This is a genomic window from Azospira sp. APE16 (assembly GCF_047901315.1).
GTDB classification, from domain to species: domain Bacteria; phylum Pseudomonadota; class Gammaproteobacteria; order Burkholderiales; family Rhodocyclaceae; genus Azospira; species Azospira oryzae.
Map to the genome: position 1 here is coordinate 1,542,519 of NZ_CP179682.1, position 24,733 is coordinate 1,567,251.

Sequence of the window (24,733 nt, forward strand, 5' to 3'; positions counted from 1 at the left end):
GGGCGTGGGGCGCTGCCTTCGCCTGCTGGGCCTGGCCTGCCTCCTGGGCGCCTCCGTCCAGGGCCGGGCCGGGGACGATGCCGCGGAGGCCCTGGCGGGCACCACCTTCTTCGGCTATGGCAAGGCCATGTACGTCTTCGACGACAAGAAGGGCGGCCGGCCGAACCAGAACACCGCCGGCTTCGGCGGCAAGCTGGGCCTGGAGAGCGGCGACTACCGGGGCTGGCGCCTGCGGGCCGCCTGGTACACCACCCAGGACCTGGGCCTGGCCCGGGACAATCCGCGCCAGACCGACGCCTACATGTTCGGCCTGGACAAGCGCCCCTATTCCCTGTGGGGCGAGGCCCAGCTCATCTACAGCCGGGGCCGCAGCCGCCTGACCCTGGGGCGCCAGGAAATCCAGTCGCCCCTCATCAACAGCTACGAATACCGCATCATCCCCAACCTGTTCGACGCCTACGTGCTGAGCAGCCGGGAGCTGCCCGGCACCACCCTGACCCTGGGCTATGTCGGCCAGATGTCGGGCCTGGACGGCCTGGTGAGCTTTTCCGATTTCCGCAGCATGTCCCAGCAGACCTACACCTCCCTGCTAGTGGACGGCCGGGGCCGGCCGGATGCGCGCAACGGCGAGACCCTGGACCCCTCCACCGTGGTCGGCCACCGGGGCGTGTGGATGACGGGGGTGGCCTACGAGGGGGAGCACAAGCTGCAGCTGTGGCACTACTACGGCCGCGATACCCTGCAGACCGTCTATGCCGACGGCCGCTTCAAGCAGCCCCTGGGCCGGGGCTTTACCGCCCTCATCGACGGCCAGGCCTACCGGGTGTCCGAGGTGGGCGCCTTCCGCGACTATCTGGCCCGTCACGGCCTCAACGCCAGCTACGGCCTGGCGGGCCTCAAGGGCACCCTGGCCCATGCCCCCAGCGGCCTCAGCCTGGCCCTGATGGCCAACCGCTTCGGCGGCGACCAGCGCACCGTGACGGCCTACGGCAACTGGGGCGGCTATCCGGAATTCGTGCTGATGCCCTATCTCTACGCCGAGAACGACGCCATGTCGGCCATCGCCCGCAGCCGCCTGCGCAAGGCCACCCTGCTGCTGGACCTGGGCCCCTACGGCCTGCCGGAGCACAGCCTGCTGCTGGGCCACGCCCGCATGGACATCGACGAGGCCATCCTGCCCGGCGCCGACATCATCGCCAACAGCCTCATCTACCGGGCCCGGCTGACGCCCCGGGTCTCGGCCCGGCTGCACCTGGAAGCGCGCAGCTCGGCCCATTCCCGCTACGACAACCACTTCCTCACCCTGGGCCTGCGCTACGACTTCTAGGCCCGGGCCGCGCCCCGCTGCCGGCCGCGGCGCTTCTTCCACCACAGATAGACCCCGGTGACGGCGAGGCCGGCCACCACCAGCCCCATCAGGGAGACCAGGATACGCCCCGGCAGGCCCAGGATGCGGCCCGAATGGAGGGGGAACTGGGCTTGCACGAAAATGTCGGCGGCACTGCCCTGCCAGGGCAGGCGCTGGCCCAGGGGGCGGCCGTCGTCCCCGTCCAGGTAGAGCTGCTTGTGGCCGACGCCGCCGGCCCCGTGCTCGTCTTCCGGGTGGAAGAATTCCACCGTGTAGAAGCCATATTCCCGGGCGTAATAGACGCCACCCGCCGGCTCCGGCCAGCCGCGCCGGGCCGCTTCTGCCCGGGCCAGTTCCAGGATCGGGGCGTAGCCCAGGGCGGGCACCCGGGGCCGGGTCGGCGGGCTGGCTTCCCGGGTCTCGAAGGGGGTGGGCGTCACTGTCGAGACCAGGGACATGGCCGGGAAGAAGACTTCCCGGTAGAGGTTGAGGGAAAAGGCGGTGAAGGCCAGCACCAGCAGCAGGGCCCAGGTCCACAGACTAGCGGCCCGGTGCAGGTCGAAATTGAGGCGGTAGGCGCCGCTGCGCCAGCGCACCTTCCAGGCGATGGCCCAGCGCGCCCACCAGGAGCGCCTCTCCGCGATGTCTGCCTGGAGAGGCGCATCCTGCCTGGCCTGGCGGCCGGTACCCGATTGGAATCGGGGCAGGGTCAGCAGCAGGCCGGTGAAACAGTCCAGGGTCCACAGCAGGGCGACGCCGCCGAGGAGCCACACGCCCCAGTGGTCGATGCCCCAGAATTCCGGCAGGTGCAGGCTGAAGTGCAGCTTGTAGAGGAAGGAGACGGCGTTTTCCCGGTTTACCGGCCACACCGCGCCCCATTCCCGCCGGCCCAGTTCCTCCCCCGACACCGGGTCGAGGAATATCTGGTTGAAGCCGGGCCGGAGCAGGGCGCTGCCGTCGGCTGTGGGCCGGGGTTCCACCCACAGGGCCAGGCTGTGGCCCGGTTCCGTCGCCAGGGGAATGTAGGTGACCTGGATCTCCGGGTGCCGGGCCTCGGCCGCCGCCGCCAGGGCCAATGGGTCCCGGGGGTGGCCCGGGGTGGCGCTGTGCAGCAGGTGGCCGTTGAGCCACTCGTCCAGCTCGTGGTCCCAGGAGATGACGGCGCCGGTGAGGCCCGTCACCACCAGGAAGGCGGCCATGAACAGGCCGCACCAGCGATGGCCCAGGACCAGCAGGGGACGTAGTCGTTTCATGCTCACCAGCGGTAGTTGAGGCTGCCGATGACGCTGCGGCCCCGGCCCCGGTAGCAGTACCCGTCATGGCACATCAGGTACTCCTTGTCGGTCAGGTTGGTGGCGTTGATGGCCAGGGTGACGCCGGGGGCCAGCTGCTTCAGCTCGTAGCCGATGCGGGCATCCACCAGGGTGTAGCCGGCGTTTTCCCGGCTGTTGGCGCTGTCGGCGTAGCTGCGGCCGATGCGCCGGGCCCCCAGGCCCAGGTCCAGGCCCGCCAGGGTGCCACCCTCGATCTTGTACTTGGCCCACAGGGCGGCCATCTGTTCCGGCTTGCCCACCGGCACCTTGCCCTGGTTGCCGTCGTTGCTGCGGCTCACTTCCAGGTCCTGCCAGGTGTAGCTGCCCACCAGGTTGAGGCCGCCCTTCAGGTTCAGCACCGATTCCAGCTCCACGCCCCGGGAGCTGACTTCGCCGGTCTGCACCTGGTTGAGGACGTTGTTCGGGTCCCGGGTCTTGACGTTCTGCTGCACCAGATCGAAAACGCTCAGGGTCACCATGGCGTTGCCGTCCACCGGCTGGTACTTGAGGCCGGCTTCCCACATCTTGCCCTCGGTGGGCTTGAAGGCCTCGCCGGCCAGATTGACGCCGAACTGGGGATTGAAGGAGGTGGCGTAGCTGACGTAGGGGGCCCAGGTGTCGTTGATCAGGTAGAGCAGGCCGACGCTGCCGCTGGTGGCACTGTCCTTCTGGCTGCTGCTGGTATTGGTGCTGAGTTCCCGCTGGGTCTGGGTGACGTTGTCCCGGCGCAGGCCCAGGGACAGGCGCCAGTTGTTCCAGTTCACCTGGTCGTTGGCGTAGACGCCGGTCTGGCGTCCCTCCACGTCCTGGTTGGAAAGCAGGGTGTCCGGGTTGGCGATGGTCTGGTTGTAGTTGGGCGACCACATGTCGATGCTGGGGGCGCTGCCGGACAGGTAGCGGATGTTGCCGCCGAAGCGGTTGTAATCCACCCCCAGGGTCAGGGCGTGGCTCAGGGCGCCGGTGCGGAAGCGGCTTTCCAGGGCCGTGTCCACCGCCAGGGTGTTCATGTGCTCATAGACGCCGGTGGTGGTCCGGTCCACCGTGTGGCCGTCCGCGTTGAGGGAGGCGTCCAGATACTGGTTGCTGGTGGTGATGCCGCCGTAACGCAGGTTCTGGCGCAGGGTGAAGGTGTCGTCCACCTGGTGCCGGGCCTCGTAGCCGATGGTGGACTGGCGCTGTTTGAGGCCGTCGAAGGCCTCGTCGCCGGGCCAGAAGCGGGACAGCTCGCCCGAAGGCAGCTGCAGGGGCCGGGGCGAGGCAGAGGTCTCGTATTCCTGCCAGTGGCCGAGGAAGGTGACCTGGGTGCGGGCCGAAGGGGACCAGGTGAGGGCCGGGGCCAGGTAGTTCACGTCGTCGTTCACGCCCTTGGTGCCGGTGTTGGAGCGGCGCATGATGCCGGTGAGGCGGTAGCTCCAGTCGCTCTCCGGGGAGAGGGCGCCGCCCAGGTCGAACTGGGCCTGGGCGTGGTCGTTGTTGCCGGTCTGCACTTCCACTTCCCGCAGGGTCTGCCGGGTGGGCCGCTTGCTCACCCGGTTCACCAGGCCCCCCGGGCTGATCTGGCCGAACAGCACGGAGTTGGGGCCCTTGACGATCTCCAGCCGCTCCAGGGCGTAGGGCTCGCTGCGGAAGACGGAGAGCCAGCCGGTGTAGGGCTGGCGCAGGCCGTCCCGGTAGTCGGCGTCGGTGGTCACCTCGAAACCGCGCACGGTGATCTGGTCGAAGCGGGGATCGTCGCCCCAGGCCGCCACCTGCACCCCGGCGGTGTAGGCCACCGCCTCCTCCACGCTCTGCACCTTGCGCTCCCGCATCTGTTCCTCGGTCACCACCGAGATGGAGCGGGCGGTTTCCAGCAGGGGCGTGTCGCTCTTGGTGGCGCTGCGGGCGTCCACCGCCACGTAGCCGCTGCCCTCGGCGGCGGCGGAGACCTGCACCGTGCCCAGGGTGGTCTCGCCCCGGGTCGGCGGCGGCAGGCGGCGCAGGGAAAATTCCCCCGGGCTTACTTCGTTGAGACCCAGGCCGCTGCCGGTGAGGATGCGCCGGAAGCCTTCCTCGACTCCGTAGCTGCCCTGCAGGCCGCCGCTGCGCAGACCGTCCACCAGGGCCGGGTCGAAGGAGAGGCGGGCCCCGGCCTGGGCGGCGAAACGGGTCAGCACCTCGCCCAGGGGGCCGCCGGCGATGGTGTAGCTGCTGCGCACGGCCTCGGCCGCCTCCAGCCGGCCCGGCAGGGCGGGGGCGAGGAGGGCGCCGGCCAGCAGGAGCTGCAGGGCCAGGGCGAGGGGCCGGGGACGGCCGGGGAGGGCGCCAACAGCGCGTCGCGCCGATGACGGGGCGGGGGACAGGGACATGACTTCCGTTCCTTTCTTCGTTCGTATGGCCAGGGGGCTGGCGGGGAGAGGTCTTCTCCCGGTACACCGCACGAGGCGAAAAAAGGTATCAGGGCAGAGGCGAAATTTTTTGGACGATGCCTGGAGAGTGGCTCAGGACCTGGGTTCCAGGCTCACCCAGTAGCGCGTCAGGCGGCGCAGGGCGAGGGGCCGGGTCTTCACCAGCAGTTCCAGGGCCGCCTCCGTGTCCTGCAGGGGGAAGGTGCCGGAGACCCGCATTGCCGCCACCGCCGGATGGCAGCGCAGCACCCCGCTGCGGTAGCGGCCCAGCTCCGCCAGAAAGTCCGCCAGGGGCAGGTCGTTGGCCGTCAGCAGGCCCGCCTCCCAGGCGTCCTCGGCCGGGCCCAGGGGCGCCGGGGGAATGATGGTGTCGGCGGCGAAATCGCTGCGGGCGCCGCTCGGCACCACCTGGCGACCGCCGCTCTTGGTGGTGATCTCTACCGCTCCGGCGAATACGGCCAGGCGGGTGCGGTCCTCCAGCTGGCGCACCGAGAAGCGGGTGCCCAGGGGGCGCAGCAGACCCTGGGCGCTTTCCACCAGCAGGGGCCGGTTGCGGCCCGGCAGGTCGGGGGCGGTGGTGACCAGGATTTCGCCGTGGCGCAGGCGGATGCGCCGTTCCGTCTGGCCGTAGGTGACGCGCACGGCGCTGTCCGTGTTGAGCACCAGCACCGTGCCGTCTTCCAGTTCCAGGCGCTGCTGCTCGCCGGTGGCGGTCTGCCAGCGGCCGTCCTCCCAGGGCGCCTGCCGCCACAGGGCCACGGCGGCGGGCGCCAGGAGGGCGGCCAGGGCCAACTGGCGCAGGGCGGCGCGACGGCCGCGGCGGGGCGTCTCCGCCAGCACCTGGCGGCCCAACTGGCCCAACTGGGGCGGCAGTTCGGCAAAGTGCTGCATGACCCGCTCGGCCCGCTGCCAGGCGGCCCGGTGAGCCGGACTGCGGCTGCGCCACTGGGCGATGGCCTGGTGCAGCGCCGGGGTGTCGCCCTCGGTCTGCAGGCGCACCAGCCAGTCGGCGGCCTCCTCCAGCAGGCGCGGGTCGATGGCGGCCCCAGCGGCAGGAGTGGCAGAAGCGGCGGGTGTAGTGGGTGCAGCGGCGCTGGCGGGGGGCGGTGCCATCAGTCCTCCAGGGCGGCCATGCAGGCGATGAAGCCGTTGCGCATATGGCGTTTGACGGTGATGAGGGAGGTGCCCAGGCGTTCGGCGATGGCGCCGTAGGTGAGGCCGTCGAGCTGGGAGAGGAGGAAAATCTCCCGGGTCTTTGGCGGCAGTCCGGCCAGCATGGCGTCCACCCGGCACAGGGCTTCCAGCACCAGCAGGCGGGTTTCCGGCGAGGGAGCCTGGGCCTCCGGCAGCCGGGCCAGGGCCTCCAGATAGGCCTGTTCCACCGCCTGGCGGCGCCAGTGGTCCACCACCAGGCCCTTGGCGATGTGGGTGAGCAGGGCCCGGGGTTCCCCCAGGTCGGCGCCGTGCCGGCCCAGCAGGCGCAGGAAAGTGTCCTGGGCCAGGTCGGCGGCCTGGTGGCTGCAGCCCAGCTGGCGCCGCAGCCAGCCGTGCAGCCAGCCATGATGGGCGCGGTAGAGGTGGGCGAGGGGATCGGATGAGACAATAGCCAAGGAACTGCTCCTGATGGACGGGGCTTCCCTGGCTGGCGCCGCTTCAAACTGATCGGGCGTGGCTGGGTTGTTGCGAATTGTTCTTATTGTCTCGTTTTTGTGCCGAGGTGGTCAATGCGCTTGCAGCAAGGGGGAAAAGGGCGGTGTCGCCCGCAGCGGGAGGATGGGCGGTGAGCGGGAGCGGAAAAGCCGCGGCGACGGATTACCTGGCCGGCTATCCGGCCGAACTGACGGCCCGGGTGCAGCACCTGATCGGCCAGGGCCTGCTGGCGCCCTGGCTGCTGGAACGCTATCCCCGGGCCCATGAGGTGCGCACCGACCGGGCGTTGTACGACTACGTGCTGGATTTGAAGGGGCGCCATCTGCGCAATGCGGACACGCCGAGCAAGGTGGCCTTCGACAGCAAGCTGCACGACCTGCGCAACGCCCTCGGCACCCACACCACGGTGGCCCGGGTCCAGGGCGGCAAGTTGAAGACCAAGCGGGAGATCCGGGTCTCGGCCCTGTTCCGGGAGATGCCGGAGGCCTTCCTGCGCATGATCGTGGTCCACGAACTGGCCCACCTCAAGGAGCGGCAGCACGACAAGGCCTTCTACCAGCTGTGCCGGCACATGGAAGCGGACTACCACCAGCTGGAATTCGACCTGCGCACCTACCTCTGCTACCTGGAGCAGGGCGGTGCGCCCCTGTGGGCCGCCGCCTCGCCTTCCTCGCCGGGGGAAGCCCCGCCGGCCTAGTCTTCCAGCAGGCGGGTCTTGACGCTCTTGCCCTTGACCTTGGCCAGCTTGCGCACCGCCTCCCGGGCGATGTTGCGGGCCACGGCCACATAGGTGACCTGCTCGGTGACGGTGATCTTGCCCACCTGTTCCTTGGCGAAGCCGGCCTCGCCGGTGAGGGCGCCGAGGACGTCGCCGGGACGCAGCTTGTCCTTGCGCCCGCCGAGCAGCAGCAGGGTGGCCATGGGCGGCACCAGGGGCGCCTCGTTGCCGCTCTGCAGGCTGCCCAGGGTGTGCCATTCCGGCTCCATGCCCATCATCTGGGCGATGGTCTCCACCCGGCGCCGGTCCCGCGGGCTGCACAGGCTCAGGGCCCAGCCGTCCTCGTCACCGCGGCCGGTGCGGCCGATGCGGTGGATGTAGATTTCCGGGTCCGGCGTCACGTCCACGTTGATCACCGCTTCCAGCTGGGCGATGTCCAGGCCCCGAGCGGCCACGTCGGTGGCCACCAGCACGGAACAGCTGCGGTTGGCGAACTGGATCAGCACCTGGTCCCGCTGCCGCTGCTCCAGGTCCCCGTTCAGGGTCAGGGCGGAAAAGCCCTGGCCGTGGAGCACTTGCACCAGGTCCCGGCACTGCTGCTTGGTGTTGCAGAAGGCCAGGGTGCTGGCCGGGCGGTAGTGCTTGAGCAGGGTGCATACCGCCTGCAGCCGTTCCTCGTGTTTCACCTCGTAGAAGCGCTGGCGGATCTTGCTGCCTTCGTGCTGTTCCGCCAGCTTCACTTCCTGCGGCTGGCGCAGGAAGCGCTGGGCCAGTTCGGCGATGCCGGGCGGATAGGTGGCGGAGAAGAGCAGGGTCTGGCGTTCCGCCGGGCAGCGCCGGGCGACCCAGGCGATGGCGTCGTGGAAGCCCATGTCCAGCATGCGGTCGGCCTCGTCCAGCACCAGAGTGTTGAGGGCGGCCAGGCTCAGGCTGCCCCGTTCCAGGTGGTCCATGAGGCGGCCCGGAGTGCCGACCACGATGTGGGCGCCGTTCTCCAGGCTGGTGATCTGGGGCTTCATGGGGCTGCCGCCGCAGAGGGTGAGGATGCGCACGTTCTCCTCGCCCCGGGCCAGGCGGCGCAGCTCCTGGGTCACCTGCTCCGACAGTTCCCGCGTGGGGCACAGCACCAGGGCCTGGATTTCCAGACGGCGCGGGTCGAGGCGGCTGAGCAGGGTGAGGCCGAAGGCGGCGGTCTTGCCGCTGCCGGTCTTGCCCTGGGCGATGAGGTCGTGGCCGGCCAGGGCCAGGGGCAGGCTGGCGGCCTGGATGGCCGTCATGCTGCGGTATTCCAGCTGTGCCAGGGTGGCCAGCAGGCCGGCGGAAAGGGGCAGGCTGGCGAAGGACAGGTCGGCCGGGGCGTTCAGCTCGGCATCGGGGGAAGTGGGGGCGTCGCTCATGGGGTGCATCAGCTCCGGCGCCGGGCCTTGGGGGCCGGCTTGCGCTGGCGCTGGCCGGGGCGGGGCTTGTCTTCCACGGGCTTGGGCTTGGGCATCAGCAGGTTCTTGGCGCCGCCCTTGCCGGCCTCGCGGTGGGCCTGGATGGCGGCCTTGATGTCGTCGGCGGCCACGGTCACCACGGCGTGTTCGCCTTCGGGCTTGAAGGTGGACAGGTTGTCCTTGACGCGGAAGAGGCGCTCTTCGGCTTCGCCCTTCTTCGGCAGGTTGCTGACCATCTCCTCGGCCGCCGGGCTCAGGCGGAAACCGCCGTCTTCGGCCAGGACCAGGCCCATGCCGGAAAGGCGGGCGAAGGCCTCGCTCAGCTTGGCCTCGCTGGGAATGTTGCCCTGCAGGAAATCGATGGCGGCCATGATCTCCAGCAGTTCGGCCGGGCGGCGTTTGGCGGCGATGCCCAGGGCGAGGAGGAGGAGGGTGTCGATGTCGTGAATCTGTTTCATGGCGGGCCTTTGCAGTGCCGGGCTGACCGATGGGGTTCCCGGGCGGGGGTGAGAGTTTAACGGCTGGCGGGGGAAAGGGCGAATCGGCCGGTCGGCGGCGGGGGCGGAATTGGCGCTGCTTCTCTCACCACCTGCCCGCCGGGCCGCGCCGGGCGGGCATCCGCCGGGTCCATGCCCTGTCACTGAAGCGTGGGCGGGCGCTGGGCCTGATGCCCGCCGCTGCGGACCACCCCTGGCCCGGAGCAGGGTGCTAGTGCCAGGGCCCGCCTCCAGCCTGGCCCCTGGCATGATGGACAGGGTTTCAGGCGGCGCTTTGCGGCCCGCCGGCGACCCGGTTGCGTCCTGCCTCCTTGGCCCGGTAGAGCTGGGCGTCGGCCTGGCGTACCGCCTCGTCCATGTCTTCCTGCTCCGGCGTGGCCAGGGCAACGCCGACGCTGACCGTGACCTGGCGGTCGATGGGGGGCTGGCTGGCGGCGATGCCGGCGCGGATTTTCTCCCCCACCCGGGCGGCGTCGGCCAGGCTGCTTTCGGGCAGGATGACCATGAATTCCTCGCCGCCCACCCGGGCGATGAAATCGCTCTCCCGCACCAGGGTGCGCAGCGTCGCCGCCACATGGCGCAGCACTTCGTCGCCGCCGGCATGGCCCAGGGTGTCGTTGATGCGCTTGAAGAAGTCGATGTCCAGCATCAGCAGGCCGTAGCTGCCGCCATGGCGCCTCATGCGCAGGAATTCGTCCTGCAGGCGCTCGTTGGCGGCGAAGCGGTTGGCTAGGCCGGTGAGGGCATCCCGTCGGGCCAACTGGTGCAGTTCTGCATTGGCCTGGGCCAGGGCGGCGGTGCGCTCGGTCACCTTCTCTTCCAGCTGGGCATTGCTCTGGGCCAGGGCTTCCTGATGGCTGAGCAGGGCGTCGGCCATGTCCTGCAGGGCCGCGGCCAGGCCACGGATTTCCTGGGGCGCGTCGGCCACTTCCAGGCGGGTCTTTTCCTCCCCCGCCTCGATGCGGTGGGCCAGCGCGGCCAGGCGTTCCAGGGGACGGCTAAAGCGGGTAGCGCTCCACCACACCAGGGCCAGGAAGAGGATGGTGGCAGCTGCCAGGGACAGCAGCACCACCCGCTGCAGGTGCCGCACATCGGCCGGCTGGCGTACGACGATGCGCCAGCCCAGGCTCTGGCCGGCAATGAATTCCCGAACCGGGGCCGTGGCAGTGAGGTAGGAAATAGCGTCGCCCCAGCCATCGGTGGTGTAGGACTGGGGATTAAAGGCAGCCTTGTCCGGTGCCAGCAGAGTTTTTTCCTGGCTGTCGGGGTAGATCACCACGTTATCCTGGTTGACGATGAAGACGTCCAGGCCGTTGGTGGCCGCGTCGTGGGGTGTCATCACCTGGACCACTTCGGCGGCCCAGCGCCAGTGGGCGTGGGCAGCCAGGACCCCTCGCAGATGGCCGGCCTCGTCGAACACGGGCGAGGCGAAATCGATGAAGCGGACCGGCCCCTGGCCTTCGGCAGGGGGCAACAGCTTGGTCAGCAGCAGGGCTTCGTGGAGGTCGCCGAAGAAAGGGCCCTGCAGTCCGTTGATGAACCAGGGACGCTGGGCCACACTCTGGCCCACCAGCATGCCGCCGGTAGCGGCACGCACGGTGCCCTGGGCATCGGCCAGGCCGATCCAGGAATACTGGGGATAGGTTTCCTGGACCCGCTCCAGGCTGGATCGAAAGTCGGAGCTGTCCAGGGGGGCGCGGCGGTAGAGGGGGCTCTGGGCCAGCAGCTCGATTTCCCGCTGCCGCTCCCGCAGGTTTTCGCCGAGCACGGCGGCCACGGCGGAGGCCAGGTCCCGCAGGGCTTCCCCCCGGTCCCTGATCAGCCGGGCGGCATAGACGTGGTCCAGGTAGATGTAGGTCGGCAGACCCACCAGCAGGGCCAGTCCGATCAACAGCAGGGTGAGGCGGTTTCTGAAACTGTCCGGTAGGAGCGACATGGCTTGCAGTCCAGTAACAAGCATGGGATGTCTGGGTAGGCTGGTGGCCGAGTGCGCTTATTGGATCATGGTCTAGATCGCTCGGCTAGGCAGGAAAGTCACAAAACGAGGGCAAAATTTGCCCGCCGTCCCTTTTCTGTTCCTGCTGCAGTTTCAGGCCGCCGGAGTCCGCTTGAAGGCCACCACGTGGTCCACGTCGAGGCGGATGCCGATTTTCTCGCCGAGGGCGTGGTTGTGGTGGGAGGGCACCAGGGACAGCACCCGGGCGCCGCTTTCCAGGCGCAGGGTGTACAGGATGTCGGCGCCGCGGAAGGCCTTGTGTTCCACCGCGGCCTGCAGGGGGCTCTTGTCGTCGTGCACCACGTCGTCGGGGCGCAGCAGGATGTCCACGCCGCAGCCCTTGCCGCAGACGCCGCAGCCGGCGCTGCATTCGACGGGCACGCCGGATTCCAGGATGCCCAGTTCCATCTGCACCCGGTTGCCGGCCAGTACCGTGCCGGGGACGAACACGCCCTGGCCGACGAAGTCGGCGACGAAGCGGTTGGCCGGCTGGTGGTACAGGTTGTAGGGCGTATCCCATTGCTGGATGCGGCCCTCGTGCATGACGCCGATCTCGTCGGCCATGGCGAAGGCTTCGTGCTGGTCGTGGGTGACCAGGATGGCGGTGGTGCCGGCCTTCTTCAGGATCTCCCGCACCTCCAGGGAGAGGCGCTCGCGCAGGTCCACGTCCAGGTTGGAGAAGGGCTCGTCCAGCAGCACCAGGCGGGGCGCCGGGGCCAGGGCCCGGGCCAGGGCGACGCGCTGCTGCTGGCCGCCGGAAAGCTCGTGGGGATACTTCTCGCCCTGGCCGGAGAGGCCCACCAGGTCGAGCATGGCTGCCACCCGCTGCAGCCGTTCGCCGCCCTTGGTCTTCAAGCCGAAGGCGATGTTGTCGGCCACCGTGAGGTGGGGGAAGAGGGCGTAGTCCTGGAACACCATGCCGATGCGCCGCTGTTCCGGCGCCAGCTTGAAGCCGGGGCGGCTCACCAGTTCGCCGTCGAGGGCGATGCTGCCGGCGGCGATGTCCTCGAAACCGGCGATACAGCGCAGCAGGGTGGTCTTGCCGCAGCCCGAGGGGCCCAGCAGGCAGGCGATGACGCCGGCCTCGATGTGGAAACCGATGCCGTCCACCACCGTGTGGGCGCCGTAGCGCTGCATCACGTCCGCCAGTTCCAGATGGGCCATCTTTGGAGTCAGTTGAGAAGGATTGGCAATTATAATGTGCCGCGGCGCCTTTGCTGCCGCTTTTGCCGCTTCCGGCCACCCTTCCACCATGATCCCTATGCGCTCCCCCCTGCTGCCCGTCGCCGTTGCCATCGCCGCCCTGGTGGGCCTGCCCGTGGCCAGCGTGCTGACCCACCTCTTCGCCGGCGGCACCGGGGAAACCTGGCAGCACCTGGCGGCCACGGTGCTGCCCGAATACGTGGGCAACACCCTCTGGCTGTGCCTGGGGGTTGGCCTGGGCACGGCCCTGGTGGGGGTGGGCACGGCCTGGCTGACGGCCATGCACCGCTTTCCCGGCCAGGCCGTGTTCGAGTGGGCCCTGGTGCTGCCCCTGGCGGTGCCGGCCTATGTGCTGGCCTACGTCTATACGGACCTGCTGCAGTTCGTCGGCCCGGTGCAGACCTGGCTGCGGGAGACCTTCGGCTGGAGCAAGGCCGACTACTGGTTCCCCGAGGTGCGCAGCCTGGGCGGCGCCGTCGCCATGTTCGTGTGCACCCTCTACGCCTACGTCTATCTGCTGGCCCGGGCGGCTTTCCTGGAGCGGGCCTCGGGCATGCTGGAAGCGGCGCGGATGCTCGGTGTGGGGCCCTGGGCCAGCTTCTTCCGCGTCTCCCTGCCCCTGGCCCGGCCGGCCATCGTGGTCGGCGTTTCCCTGGCCCTGATGGAAACCCTGGCCGACTACGGCACCGTCGCCTACTTCGCCGTGCAGACCTTCACCACCGGCATCTACCGGGCCTGGTTCTCTTTGGGCGACCGCATCGCCGCGGCCCAGCTGGCCGCCAGCCTGCTCGGCTGCGTCATCCTGCTGGTGCTGCTGGAAAAACTCTCCCGGGGCCGGGCCCGCTTCCACAACACCACCGGCCGCAGCCGGCCCCTGGCGGGCCACACCCTCACCGGCTGGAAAGGCGCCCTGGCCACCCTGGCCTGCCTGCTGCCCCTCACCGCCGGCTTTCTCCTGCCCGCCGCCCTGCTGCTGAAAATGGCCCTGGCCGAGGGCGATGCTCAGTTCGGCCAACGCTTCCTCATCCTCGCCCGCAACAGCTTCACCGTGGCCGGCGTCACCGCCGCCGTGGCCGTGCTGCTGGCCCTGGTGCTGGCCTACAGCGTGCGCCTGGCCCGCCGCAGCCAGCCCGGCTGGCCCAGCCTGCTGGCCCGGGGCCTGAACCGGCTGGTGGGCCTGGGCTATGCCGTGCCCGGCTCGGTCATCGCCGTCGGCGTGCTCATTCCCGTGACCCGGCTCGACAACTGGCTGGCTGCCCAGTGGCAGGTCTGGTTCGGCGCCAATCCGGGGCTGCTGCTCACCGGCGGCATCGCCGCCCTGGTCTATGCCTACCTGGTGCGCTTTCTCGCCGTGGCCCTGCAGACGGTGGATGCCAGCCTGGGCAAGATCACCCCCTCCATGGACGACGCCGCCCGCAGCCTGGGCCTCTCCCAGGGCCAGACCCTGGCCCGGGTGCATGCGCCCCTGCTCAAGGGCAGCCTGCTCACCGCCGGCCTGCTGGTGTTCGTGGATGTGATGAAGGAATTGCCGGCAACCCTGGTGATGCGCCCCTTCAACTTCGACACCCTGGCCACCCAGACCTACACCCTGGCCGCCGACGAACGCCTGGCCGAAGCCTCCACCGCCGCCTTGGCCATCGTCGCCGTCGGCATCCTGCCTCTCATCGCCATCTCCCGCCAGATCGCCCGTTCCCGGCGCTGAGGCGCCGTCTTCGCCGCTGCGCGACGCCCCGGGGCGGCGGGTGCTACCATCGACGCTGCCGTATTCACTCAGGATGACGTCATGGCCCCCGCCAAACTGCTTGCCTTCGCCGCCGGCCTCGCCGCGCTGGCCGCTTCCACCGCCCCGGCCCAGGCCGGCATCTACAGCGACGACATGGCCAAGTGCCTGGTCCGCTCCACCACGCCGGCCGACCGGGCCTCCCTGGTCAAATGGATGTTCAGCGCCATGGCCCTGCACCCCGACGTCAAATCCATGGCCCGGGTGGAACCGGCCCAGCGGGAAGGGCTGGACCGCAACACCGCCAACCTCATCGTCCGCCTCATGACCGAGACCTGCCGCAGCGAAACCCAGCAGGCCCTGACCCTGGAAGGCCCCCAGACCGTGCAGCAGAGCTTCCAGGTGCTGGGCCAGGTGGCCGCCCGGGAACTCTTTTCCAACCCGGAAGTGATGGCCGGCGTCGGCAACCTGGGCAAGTACGTGGACCCGGCCCGCTTCAAGGGCATGGCCATGCCCGCCGCGCCCCAGAACCCCCGCTAGGCCCGGCCAGGGCGATGGCCCAGGCCCGAGGCAGGACGGACCTGTCCGGGCAGGCATGCCGGAGATGCCCATGGCTATTGGCTTGCAGGCCATCCAGGTTATGCTGGCCGCCTCACCACCTTTTGGGCGCAACCGTACCCGTTCAAACAGCGGGGCAAACCCGCCGAACCGCCTCACCGACCCCACGCAAAGGAGCGATCAATGCAACGACGTGAAGTACTGAAAACCGTCGCCGGCGCCGTAGCCGCCGCCATGGCCACCTCCGCGGCCGCCGCCGCCCAGGACCACCAGCATCACCACCACGACCACGGCGCCATGGGCGGCAAAAGCTACGCCGCCCTGATCGACAGCAGCAGCGACTGTCAGAAGACCGGCGAAGCCTGCCTCGCCCACTGTCTGGTGCTGCTGGGCCAGGGCGACAAGGAAATGGCCGCCTGCGCCCAATCCGTCAGCGAACTGCTGGCCACCTGTAATGCCCTGATGAAGCTGGCCCTGCAAGGCTCCAAGTTCACCCCGGCCATGGCCAAGGTCGCCGCCGACGTCTGCGCCGCCTGCGAAAAGGAATGCCGCAAGCACGAAAAGAAACACTCCGAGTGCAAAGCCTGCGCCGACTCCTGCGCCGCCTGCCTCAAGGAATGCAAGGCAGTGGCTGCCTGAGCCGTTTGTGATCGTAAAAAACCCCGGACTGCGTTGCGGCGGTCCGGGGTTTTTTTATGGGCGGGAGTAGGGGCTTCTGACTGAATGGAAGGCGGCTATCGGCCAAGAGCGGAAATTCGTCCTCGCCGGCAGTTTGACGCTCAAATGGCTGCTCTGCACCAGAAAGCCGTCCAAGGCGTTTTCTTGTATGCCGAGTCAACACGCCATTAGATAGCCTCCAAAGTCACCGAAAATGCATCAAATAAAATCCGCCTTCAGTTTCCACGAACGCATATCTACCTCCATACGCTTGATTACACACGCCTGATGCCTCAATCCTTCGAGTTGTTTAGATCGCTCTTCCTCGGAAAATTCAAGCCATGGATTTTTGGCACCCAAGTAGACCTCCTTTATCCCGGCAGTGAAGTGCATCAGCCGCAACCCTTTGGGTTCCTCGAGTGGCGTATAGCCAGACAGCTCATCGAAAAATTCCTCCTGAGAGTCTCTGAAAAAATCAATGGCCGTTCGGACAAGACGTACCTCCTCTTCGTAAACCCAAGAGGCGTGCTTTGTCAGAAACACCTTCCTGACGATGCTCCTGAATTCAGGCTCTCGAAAGCTTGAGTCACCACAGGCGCGAACCCACACATCGTGCAAAGAAGTGAGAAATGGATCAGACAGGATGTATTGGCTTTTCGTGTTTGTATAAACCACATCTCCTTCGTCCACAGAAATTATGTTTCTTTCCTTGTCTTCGAAGAATGGCCCGGTTACGTCATAACCAATAACAAAACCGCGATGACTATTTCCATAGTGAGACCACATCAACGGATTGTCGTAAGTTCGGGTCAAAGACAATATAACGACGCTATCAGCGAGTTCCTTCAGCTTGTCATGAAGGGCGCCAATTTCGCTCTCTGCGCCTAAGGCATTCCCCAAAAATGTGAGTTCAAAGGGGTCGTTGAATTCCGAGGGTTTCCGGAAACCAAGCTTTCTGCTGTTGAGCGCCTCTTTCCCCGATTCAAATCCATAGTACTTGTAAAGAATCATCCGCGAATTCCTTGACTAATCCTGCCGATTCCGGGCTAAACGAGTAACTGCTGAATTCTTCGCAGGTAGTCTTGTTCGGTAGCTAATTCGACACCGATTTTTCCAGCCAGGGTGCTTGCCGATTGCGTGTAACGGGAACTTGTAACGACCATCGCATAGTCGGCTTCGTAATACTCCTTTGCGGCGAAGACCTCCTGCACAGCCGTATTCCCTACCACCCCTGTATATTTCTTGGCCTGAATAACGATCTTGACTCCCTCGATCAGTATTAACACGTCAGCACCTTGATCGCCGGTTTTGGGTGTTGTCTCTATTTGTGCATTCGGGTAAACCCCTGAGATTTCCTCGATTAATTTTTTCTCGAATTCGATTCCGATTTCTGACGTGCTGCGTCCGCCCGGGCGAGAGAGGAATTTCACGGTGGCTATTAGCGCCCAAAGGAATCTCGCGCCGCCAACGCCCATCTCCTCCGCAAGATACTCCCTGAGATAGCGTGGTGCAGGTTCAGGAAAGAAGTCTACAGGCTGGACACCAACTAGATGCTGTTGTGAAAATCTCCGAGTAAATCCGCGCCAGAGCGACAATTTAGTCCCGCCAGCATGTGGGCAGTGCTCTTGCTCTGCTTGGGATAGTTCCTCAATGTGGGATTGTACGACCTCGATATTTTTGTCTACCAAGTCTATGAAACGGTTGACGCCCTGGACGTAAAACCATCGATAGATAACGAACTCCCCCACGTAATAGTCAACGCTTCGTGGATAGCTATTCCGACGCGTCCGAGTTTTCTCTTCGATGATTTTCTTGAAATCGTTCAGATCGAATAGTCTTTCGATCCTCTGCTGCAATTGCACCCGAAAACTCTCCTCAAGAATTGAGTCGGGGGCAAGATCGAAGTAGGAGCTCAATGGCATAAGGAAAATTTCGCCACCATTTTGCTGTAGGAAGGAAAGCTTTTCCTGCAGCAAGGAATGCTGGTTAACCCATTCGGCCTTACCCTTCTCAATGTCATTCAGCCATGCATCAGAGTTCGTCAACTCGGCATCGATCATTGCTTGTGTTTTTGCTGGGGTTTGTTCAGGTGAGGCGAGCCAGTCGACTGGCGACCTCTGAAGCTCAGATACTGAAAAGGGAAGGACTGCCTCAGCGACAGAAGGCGATTCCCGAACCGTCGCGGACCCAGCCGAGTCAATTCGGGATGCAGCTGGCTCACCGCCCAAACATTCGGCATCTGATCCATTTTCCAAGGACTTCGCCTGATTATTACGTCTAGATGTATGAGATAGCCAGCGTGTCAAAAAACGCATTTATCAAACTCCTCGTCGCGCCATTGCGAAGTGCAAATTTTCAGCTTCCAACGATAACAGACGCTGGGCACGATGATAGTCAAGGACGTGCGAACTTTTGTTTAAAGCAGCCATTGCCATTTGTATGGAAGAAAGCTGGGTAAGGCTGCGTAGTTCACGGTCAGACTCTACGTTGAACGGCAACTACGCATCAGAAACCTGCCGCAGTGCCAACGAGGCAACGAATGTCTCTTACGGGTCGATAACGGAGCACCACAATTTTTATTCCCAACAAAAACGCCGGCCCCAAGGCCGGCGTTTTTTTATCGCTACCACCCCAACTCACATGCTCTTCAAATTCTGGATGATCTCCCCGGCCATGGGCTGGGCGTTGCCGTAGAGCATGCGGCAGTTGTCGGTGTAGAAGAGGGCGTTTTCCACTCCGGAGTAGCCGGTGCCCTTGCCGCGCTTGATGACGATGACGTTCTGGGCCTGGTCGGCGTTGAGGATGGGCATGCCGTAGATGGGGCTCGATTTGTCGGTGCGGGCCGTGGGATTGACCACGTCGTTGGCGCCGATGATCAGGGCCACGTCGGCCTGGCCGAATTCGGCGTTGATTTCCTCCAGGTCGAAGATCTTGTCGTAGGGCACCCCGGCTTCTGCCAGCAGCACGTTCATGTGGCCCGGCATGCGGCCCGCCACCGGGTGAATGGCGAACTTCACTTCCACCCCGGCTTCTTCCAGTAGCTCGGTCATTTCCCACACCTTGTGCTGGGCATGGGCCACGGCCATGCCGTAGCCGGGCACGATGATGACCTTCTGGGCGTAGCGCATCATGGCGGCGGCGTCGATGGCGCCCAGTTCCTTCATGCTGCCGGCGATGGCCTCGCCACCCTGGGCGGCGCCGCTGATGGGCGTGAACAGGATGTTGCTGATGGGCCGGTTCATGGCCTTGGCCATGAGCTGGGTGAGCAGGGTGCCGGCGGCGCCGACGACGATGCCGGCAATGATGAGGGCCGGGCTGCCCAGGACGTAACCCTCGAACCCTACGGCCAGGCCGGTGAAGGCGTTGAAGAGGGAGATCACCACCGGCATGTCGGCGCCGCCGATGGGCAGGGTCACCACCAGGCCCAGCAGCAGGGCCAGGGCGAAGAAGGCCAGGATCAGCCCGGGGCCAGCGTTTTCAGCCAGCACCAGGGCGGCGCCCAGGCTCACCACCAGCAAGGCCAGCAGCACGTTGACGACGTTCTGGGCGGGCAGCCGGTAGGCCTTTTTCAGCAGGCCCTGGAGCTTGGCGAAGGCGACGCAGGAGCCGGTGAAGGAGACGGCGCCGATGAGGGCGCCGATCACTGCCAGGGTGACGGTCACCAGGCCGTGGGCCTCGCCCCGGGCCAGTTCCACGGCGGCGATGGCGGCCGCGGCGCCGCCGCCCATGCCGTTGTAGATGGCCACCATCTGGGGCATGTCGGTCATCTTCACCTTCTTCGCCGACAGCCAGGCGCCGACGGTGCCGAGGGCCAGGGCCAGGGCCATCAGGCCCAGGTTGTGCAGGTCCGGCACGAGGAAGGTGGCGGCCACCGCCACCACCATGCCGACGCCGGCCCGCAGGATGCCCTGGCGGGCGCTGGCCGGGGAACTCATGCCCTTGAGGCCGACGATGAAGAGCAGGGCGCCGAGGAACCAGGGCAGCTGGACGTAGAGGGGCAGGTTCATTTACGCACCCTCCTTGCCGCCGGCCCGCTTGCCGGGCTGGAACATGGCCAGCATGCGCTCGGTGACGACGTAGCCGCCGGCGGCGTTGGCCGCCCCCAGGGCCACGGCGAAGAAGCCGATGGCCTGCTCCAGGGGCGTTTCGGCCCGGCCCAGGGCCAGCATGGCACCCACCACGACGACGCCGTGGATGAAGTTGGAGCCCGACATGAGGGGGGTGTGCAGGATCACCGGCACCCGGGCAATGATCTCGTAGCCGGTGAAGGCGGCGAGCATGAAGATGTAGATCGCGATAAAGCCGTCCATTACGCCTCTCCCATGGCTTGTCTGACGCCGTTGTGCGTCGTCTTTCCGTCGCGGCACAGCAGGGTGCCGGCCACCACCTCGTCTTCCCAGTCGAAGGCCAGGCGGCCTTCCTTGATCCAGGGCGAGAGGAAGTTGTAGAGGTTCTTGGCGTACAGCTCGGAGGCGTGGGTCGGCATGCGGGAAGCCAGGTTGAGGGGACCGTGGATGTTCACGTCGTTGGCCACCACGTGTTCCCCCGGCTGGGTCAGGGCGCAGTTGCCGCCGGATTCGGCGGCCATGTCCACGATCACGGCGCCGTACTTCATGCCCTTGATCATGTCGGTGGTGACGATCACCGGCGCCTTCTTGCCGGGGATGGCGGCGGTGGTGATGACCACGTCGGCCTGGGCCACGGCCTTGGCCAGGCGCTCGGCCTGGCGTGCCTTCTCCTCGGCCGACAGCTCCCGGGCGTAGCCGCCGGCGCCATCGGCGGAGACGCCGGTGTCCACGAACTTGGCGCCCAGGGATTCGATCTGCTCCTTGGCAGCGGCGCGCACGTCGTAGGCTTCCACCATGGCGCCGAGGCGCTTGCAGGTGGCGATGGCCTGGAGGCCAGCGACGCCGGCGCCGATGACCAGCACCCGGGCCGGGCGGATGGTGCCGGCGGCGGTGGTCAGCATGGGGAAGAACTTGGTGCAGCGGGCGGCGGCGATGAGGCCGCACTGGTAACCGGCACAGGAAGCCTGGGAGGAGAGGGCGTCCATGCTCTGGGCCCGGGAAATGCGGGGCAGCAGCTCCAGAGCGAAGGCAGTGATGCGGCGTGCGTTGAGGGCCGCCAGGCGGGCCGGGTCCTCGAAGGGCTTGAGCAGGCCGATGAGGGTCGCCCCTTCCGGCATGGCGGCGATTTCCTCGGCGCTGGGGGGCGTTACCCGCAGCACCAGGTCGGCGCCGCCGTAGGCCTCGGCGATGCCGGGCACGGCCTGGACTTCCGGGTAGTCGCTGTCGAGAAAGTGACTTTCGCTGCCCGCACTCTGCTCCATGCGGATGGCGGCCCCGAGGGCCATGAATTTCCTGGCGGTTTCAGGCACCAGCGCCACCCGGCGTTCGCCGGACGCTCGTTCCCGAACCACCGCGATGTTCAGCGGCATGGTGATGTTCTCCCAAAGACAAAGTGATGAAACTGTTTTATTTGCCCGGGATTATGGTGTTCGGGTAGCGGGTGCTGTATTAGGGGATACCCTACGCCGGAGTATGGAAAAGGGCCTGGGTGGGGCGCATCGGGCCTCGCTCAGGGCCGATTCGCCCGGCGTCGGCCAGAGTGGGCGTTGCTGGCAAGAAAAAGCCCCGCCGGATCGCTCCGGCGGGGCTTTTGCTTTGCTCCCTTACTTCACTTCAAAGCGGGCCTGCAGGGGCTTGCGTCCGGGCAGTTCCACCGCGGCCACCACCTTGGCGCCAGGCTTGAGGCTGGCGGTGGTTTCCAGGCGGTTTTCCGCCGCCGGGGCCAGTTGCAGTTCGCGCTTGGCGCCGCCTTCCAGCACCGTCAGGCGGGCCTTGCCGCCCTGCACCGGCACCGGGGCGCCGTGCTGGGTGACGTAGAGGGCCACCTTGCCGGCCTGGTTCACCAGTTCCAGCTGGGCTTCGCCCGCTTCGGCGAAGATGCCCCCGTACTGGGGCTGGCCGTGTTCGGCATGGGCCATCACGGCGGCAGGGGCGGCCAGGGCGGCGGCCAGCAGCAGGGAGGAAGCGAGGGTGTGCAGTTTTTTCATGGCAGTGCTCCTTGGCAAATGGGAATTGATGGGTATGGGATGGAGGTTGGGAAATGGGCGCAGCATGGGCCGGCTCACAGGGCTTCGCCGCCGGCTTCCGCCAGCAGCCGTTCCGCCGCCGGCCGGGCATGGCGCCAGAACAGCAGGGGGGTGAGGAAGGTGTCGAGCAGGGTGGAGCTGATGAGGCCGGAGAAGATCACCACCGCCACCGGGTGCAGGATTTCCGTGCCCGGCTCGCCGGCTTCGAAGAGCAGGGGCGCCAGGGCGAAGGCCGCCACCAGGGAGGTCATCAGCACCGGCGTCAGGCGTTCCAGGGAGCCGCGGATGATCATCTCCTTGGTGAAGCCCTCGCCCTCGAAGCGCATCAGGTTGAGGAAGTGGCTGACCTTGAGGATGCCGTTGCGGGTGGCGATGCCGGCCAGGGTGATGAAGCCGATGAGGGCGGCGATGGAGAGGGGCTGGCCCGAGAGCCACAGGCCGATGACGCTGCCCACCAGTGCCAGGGGCACGTTGGCCATGATCAGCCCGGCCAGCAGGCCGGAGCGGTAGCGGCTGTAGAGCACCAGGAAGATCATCAGGGCCGAGACCAGGGAGAGCAGGCCGATGCGCCGGGCCGCCTCCTCCTGGGCCTGGAACTGGCCGCCCAGGGTGACGAAGTAGCCCTGGGGCAGGGGATGGGCCGCCACCACGGCGCGGATGTCCGCCACCACGTCGGAGAGGGCCCGGCCCTGGGCGTTGGCGGAAATCACCAGGCGGCGCCGGCCGTCGTCCCGGGAAATCTGGTTGGGCCCGTCCGACTCCTCGATCTGGGCCACCTTGGCCAGGGGTACCCGGCCCGCCGGGGTCTCGATCAGCAGCTGCTCCAGCCCGGTGGTGCCCCGGGCGCTTTCGGGCAGGCGCAGCACCAGGGCGAAGCGGCGGTTGCCTTCCACCACCTGGGTGATGCGCTCCCCGTCCACCAGGGACTGCAGGCTGGCCAGCAGCTGGGCCGTGGACAGCCCGTACTGGGCCGCCGCCCCCGCGTCGATGCGCACCTGGATCTGGGGCGAGAGCACCTGCTTTTCGATCTCCAGGTCGGCCAGGCCGGGGATGGCCTTGAGCCGTTCCTGCAGGGGGCCGGCCTGGGCCCGCAGCACATCCAGATCGTCGCCGAAGATCTTGATGGCGATCTGGGCCCGCACCCCGGAGAGCATGTGGTCGATGCGGTGGGAGATGGGCTGGCCCAGGTTGAGGGAGGCCGGCAGCACCGAGAGGCGCTGGCGCAGGTCGGCGAAGACTTCCTCCTTGCTGCGTTTGGAGGGCGTCAGGCGGATGTCCAGCTCGGTCACATGGACCCCTTCGGCATGCTCGTCCAGCTCGGCCCGGCCGGAGCGGCGGCCCACGTGTTCCACCTCGGGCACCTGGCGCACCAGCTTTTCCGCCTGGCTGGCCATGCGCACCGACTCGGCCAGGGTGGCGCCGGGGTTGAGGCGCAGGGAGAGGATCAGGGCGCCCTCGTTGAAGGGCGGCAGGAAGGTGGTGGGAAAGAAGGGAATGGCCGCCAGGGCCAGCAGCACCGCCGCCGCCGTGCCCGCCAGCACCGGCCGGGGCCGGGCCAGGACCCGCTGCAGCAGGTTCCGGTAGCGTTCCTTGAGCCAGCGCACCAGGCGGGTGTCGCCGTCGTGCAGGTGCTTCATCTTCGGCAGCAGGTACCAGGCCAGCACCGGGGTCAGGGTCACCGCCACCGCCAGGGAGGCGAGGATGGAGACGATGTAGGCGGTGCCCAGGGGGGCGAAGAGGCGGCCCTCGATGCCCGGCAGGGCGAACAGGGGCACGAACACCAGGGCGATGATTACGGTAGCGATGACCACCGCCGAGCGCACCTCGACGCTGGCGTCCCGTACCAGGGTCAGCAGGCGGGCCGGGCTCAGGGCTTCGTGGCGGGCCCGGGCCAGCTTGAGGCGGCGCAGGATGTTCTCCACGTCCACCACCGCGTCGTCCACCAGTTCGCCGATGGCGATGGCGATGCCGCCCAGGGTCATGGTGTTGATGGAGAGGCCGAAGTACTTGAAGACCAGGGCCGTGGTCAGCACCGAGACGGGGATGGCGGTGAGGGAGATGAAGGTGGTGCGGAAGTTGCCGAGGAAGAGGAACAGCACCGCGGCGACGAAGACCGAGGCGGCCAGCAGCTTCACCTCCAGGTTGTTGATGGAGGCCTCGATGAAGTTGGCCTGGCGGAAGGTCACCCGGGGCGCCGCCAGGCCCGGCGGCAGGGCCTTTTCCATGTCGGCCAGGGCCGCTTCCACGGTGCGCGTCAGGGCCACGGTGTCCGCCGCCGGCTGCTTCTGCACCGACAGGATCACCGCCGGACCGCCGTCGTAGCCCGCGTCGCCGCGCTTGATGGCCGGGGCGAAGGTGACGTTGGCGATCTGCCGCAGCAGAATGGGCTGGCCGTTTCTGGCAGTGACGGCCAGGTTCTGCAGGTCCTCCAGGCGGGAGGTGCGGCCCAGGTGGCGGATCAGGTATTCCCGGCCGTTGAGTTCCAGGAAGCCGCCGGAGGTATTGGCGGCGTAGCCCTGCAGGGCCGCCTTCAGCTGCTCCAGGGAAATGTCCAGGCTGCCCATGAGGCGGGTGTCCGGCTGCACCTGGAACTGGCGCACCTCGCCGCCGATGGGAATCACCTGGGCCACCCCGGGGATGGACAGCAGCCGGGGCCGCAGCATCCAGTCGGCGTATTCCCGCACCGCCATGGGCGTGGTCTTGGCCGGGTCGATGGGAATGGCGATGAGCAGGATCTCGCCCATGATGGAGGAGACCGGCGCCATGCGCGGCGTCACCGCCGGCGGCAGGGCCCCCTCCAGGGTGGTGAGGCGCTCAGCCACCATCTGCCGGGCCCGGTAGATGTCCGTCTCCCAGTCGAAGCTGAGGTAGAGGATGGACAGGCCGGCGGAAGAGACGGAGCGGATGCCCGCCACCCCGGGCAGGCCGTTCATGGCCGTTTCCAGGGGGAAGGTGACCAGCTGCTCCACCTCCTCCGGGGCCATGCCGCCGGCCTCGCTCATGAGGGTGACGGTGGGGCGGTTGAGGTCGGGAAAGACGTCCACCGGCGTGCGCGACAATTGCAGGCCGCCGAAGACCATCAGGGCGAAGGCCGCGGCCAGCACCAGGAGGCGGTTGGCCAGGCTGTTTTCCAGGAGCCACTTGAACATGCCGGTTCTC

At 67.2% G+C, this 24,733-nt stretch carries 21 protein-coding genes; 6 read left to right on the forward strand and 15 right to left on the reverse strand.

All coding sequences use genetic code 11. The features are described from left to right. Positions 1-4 precede the first annotated feature (4 nt). Entirely contained in the window at positions 5-1,327 is a 1,323-nt protein-coding gene (locus ACLSSQ_RS07505; protein ID WP_416244200.1) for an OprD family outer membrane porin, read from the forward strand. On the opposite strand, the gene ACLSSQ_RS07510 is transcribed toward ACLSSQ_RS07505, so the two are convergent. From ACLSSQ_RS07510 to ACLSSQ_RS07525, 4 genes are all read right to left on the reverse strand, one after another. After that, the gene (locus tag ACLSSQ_RS07510) at positions 1,324-2,601 is read right to left on the reverse strand and encodes a PepSY-associated TM helix domain-containing protein (protein ID WP_416244201.1); all 1,278 of its coding nucleotides are present in this window, start codon (positions 2,599-2,601) and stop codon (positions 1,324-1,326) included. The two genes, ACLSSQ_RS07505 and ACLSSQ_RS07510, sit on opposite strands and share 4 nt — an antisense overlap. 2 nt (positions 2,602-2,603) lie before the next feature. After that, on the reverse strand, positions 2,604-5,006 hold the full coding sequence (locus tag ACLSSQ_RS07515; protein WP_416244202.1) for a TonB-dependent siderophore receptor: 2,403 nt from the start codon (positions 5,004-5,006) through the stop codon (positions 2,604-2,606). 132 nt (positions 5,007-5,138) lie between these two features. Beyond that, entirely contained in the window at positions 5,139-6,158 is a 1,020-nt protein-coding gene (locus tag ACLSSQ_RS07520) for a FecR domain-containing protein (protein ID WP_416244203.1), read from the reverse strand. After that, positions 6,158-6,655: a sigma-70 family RNA polymerase sigma factor gene (locus ACLSSQ_RS07525; RefSeq protein WP_416244204.1), complete on the reverse strand. Its 498-nt coding sequence runs from the start codon at positions 6,653-6,655 to the stop codon at positions 6,158-6,160. The genes ACLSSQ_RS07520 and ACLSSQ_RS07525 overlap by 1 nt, the downstream gene beginning before the upstream one ends. A 170-nt stretch (positions 6,656-6,825) precedes the next feature. On the opposite strand from ACLSSQ_RS07525, the gene ACLSSQ_RS07530 reads away from it, so the two are divergent. Then, positions 6,826-7,392, forward strand: coding sequence for a YgjP-like metallopeptidase domain-containing protein (locus ACLSSQ_RS07530; RefSeq protein ID WP_416244205.1), 567 nt, complete (start codon positions 6,826-6,828; stop codon positions 7,390-7,392). On the opposite strand, the gene dbpA is transcribed toward ACLSSQ_RS07530, so the two are convergent. From dbpA to ACLSSQ_RS07550, 4 genes are all read right to left on the reverse strand, one after another. Then, entirely contained in the window at positions 7,389-8,810 is a 1,422-nt protein-coding gene (gene dbpA / locus ACLSSQ_RS07535; RefSeq protein WP_416244206.1) for an ATP-dependent RNA helicase DbpA, read from the reverse strand. The two genes, ACLSSQ_RS07530 and dbpA, sit on opposite strands and share 4 nt — an antisense overlap. An 8-nt stretch (positions 8,811-8,818) precedes the next feature. Further along, on the reverse strand, positions 8,819-9,307 hold the full coding sequence (locus tag ACLSSQ_RS07540; protein WP_416244207.1) for a hypothetical protein: 489 nt from the start codon (positions 9,305-9,307) through the stop codon (positions 8,819-8,821). A 301-nt stretch (positions 9,308-9,608) separates the two neighbouring features. After that, entirely contained in the window at positions 9,609-11,282 is a 1,674-nt protein-coding gene (locus ACLSSQ_RS07545; RefSeq protein ID WP_416244208.1) for a diguanylate cyclase, read from the reverse strand. Positions 11,283-11,435: 153 nt separating this feature from the next. Then, positions 11,436-12,506 (reverse strand): ABC transporter ATP-binding protein, encoded by a 1,071-nt coding sequence (locus ACLSSQ_RS07550; RefSeq protein WP_205229811.1) that lies wholly within the window; start codon positions 12,504-12,506, stop codon positions 11,436-11,438. Between the two features lie 88 nt (positions 12,507-12,594). On the opposite strand from ACLSSQ_RS07550, the gene ACLSSQ_RS07555 reads away from it, so the two are divergent. From ACLSSQ_RS07555 to ACLSSQ_RS07570, 4 genes are all read left to right on the forward strand, one after another. After that, positions 12,595-14,247 carry an ABC transporter permease gene (locus tag ACLSSQ_RS07555; RefSeq protein ID WP_416244209.1) on the forward strand — a complete coding sequence of 551 codons (1,653 nt, stop codon included), beginning with the start codon at positions 12,595-12,597 and terminating at the stop codon, positions 14,245-14,247. An 81-nt stretch (positions 14,248-14,328) separates the two neighbouring features. Then, positions 14,329-14,805 carry a hypothetical protein gene (locus tag ACLSSQ_RS07560; protein WP_014237957.1) on the forward strand — a complete coding sequence of 159 codons (477 nt, stop codon included), beginning with the start codon at positions 14,329-14,331 and terminating at the stop codon, positions 14,803-14,805. Between the two features lie 70 nt (positions 14,806-14,875). After that, positions 14,876-15,028, forward strand: a complete 153-nt coding sequence (locus ACLSSQ_RS07565) for a hypothetical protein (protein ID WP_416244210.1) — start codon at positions 14,876-14,878, stop codon at positions 15,026-15,028. Next, positions 15,007-15,462, forward strand: a complete 456-nt coding sequence (locus ACLSSQ_RS07570) for a four-helix bundle copper-binding protein (RefSeq protein WP_205229809.1) — start codon at positions 15,007-15,009, stop codon at positions 15,460-15,462. Before ACLSSQ_RS07565 ends, ACLSSQ_RS07570 begins: the two co-directional genes overlap by 22 nt. Before the next feature lie 237 nt (positions 15,463-15,699). Here ACLSSQ_RS07570 and ACLSSQ_RS07575 read toward each other — a convergent pair whose 3' ends face one another. The 7 genes from ACLSSQ_RS07575 to ACLSSQ_RS07605 all read right to left on the reverse strand — a co-directional run bounded on the left by ACLSSQ_RS07575 (position 15,700) and on the right by ACLSSQ_RS07605 (position 24,723). Next, the gene (locus ACLSSQ_RS07575; RefSeq protein WP_205229808.1) at positions 15,700-16,491 is read right to left on the reverse strand and encodes a DUF2971 domain-containing protein; all 792 of its coding nucleotides are present in this window, start codon (positions 16,489-16,491) and stop codon (positions 15,700-15,702) included. Positions 16,492-16,526: 35 nt separating this feature from the next. Beyond that, positions 16,527-17,795 carry a restriction endonuclease gene (locus ACLSSQ_RS07580; RefSeq protein WP_205229807.1) on the reverse strand — a complete coding sequence of 423 codons (1,269 nt, stop codon included), beginning with the start codon at positions 17,793-17,795 and terminating at the stop codon, positions 16,527-16,529. Between the two features lie 321 nt (positions 17,796-18,116). After that, the gene (locus ACLSSQ_RS07585; RefSeq protein ID WP_205229806.1) at positions 18,117-19,487 is read right to left on the reverse strand and encodes an NAD(P)(+) transhydrogenase (Re/Si-specific) subunit beta; all 1,371 of its coding nucleotides are present in this window, start codon (positions 19,485-19,487) and stop codon (positions 18,117-18,119) included. Next, positions 19,488-19,790: an NAD(P) transhydrogenase subunit alpha gene (locus ACLSSQ_RS07590; RefSeq protein WP_014237952.1), complete on the reverse strand. Its 303-nt coding sequence runs from the start codon at positions 19,788-19,790 to the stop codon at positions 19,488-19,490. Further along, positions 19,790-20,917, reverse strand: coding sequence for an NAD(P) transhydrogenase subunit alpha (locus ACLSSQ_RS07595; protein WP_205229805.1), 1,128 nt, complete (start codon positions 20,915-20,917; stop codon positions 19,790-19,792). The genes ACLSSQ_RS07590 and ACLSSQ_RS07595 overlap by 1 nt, the downstream gene beginning before the upstream one ends. A 234-nt stretch (positions 20,918-21,151) precedes the next feature. Next, the gene (locus tag ACLSSQ_RS07600) at positions 21,152-21,535 is read right to left on the reverse strand and encodes a hypothetical protein (RefSeq protein ID WP_416244211.1); all 384 of its coding nucleotides are present in this window, start codon (positions 21,533-21,535) and stop codon (positions 21,152-21,154) included. Between the two features lie 74 nt (positions 21,536-21,609). Continuing rightward, positions 21,610-24,723, reverse strand: a complete 3,114-nt coding sequence (locus tag ACLSSQ_RS07605; RefSeq protein ID WP_416244212.1) for an efflux RND transporter permease subunit — start codon at positions 24,721-24,723, stop codon at positions 21,610-21,612. Positions 24,724-24,733: the final 10 nt, after the last annotated feature.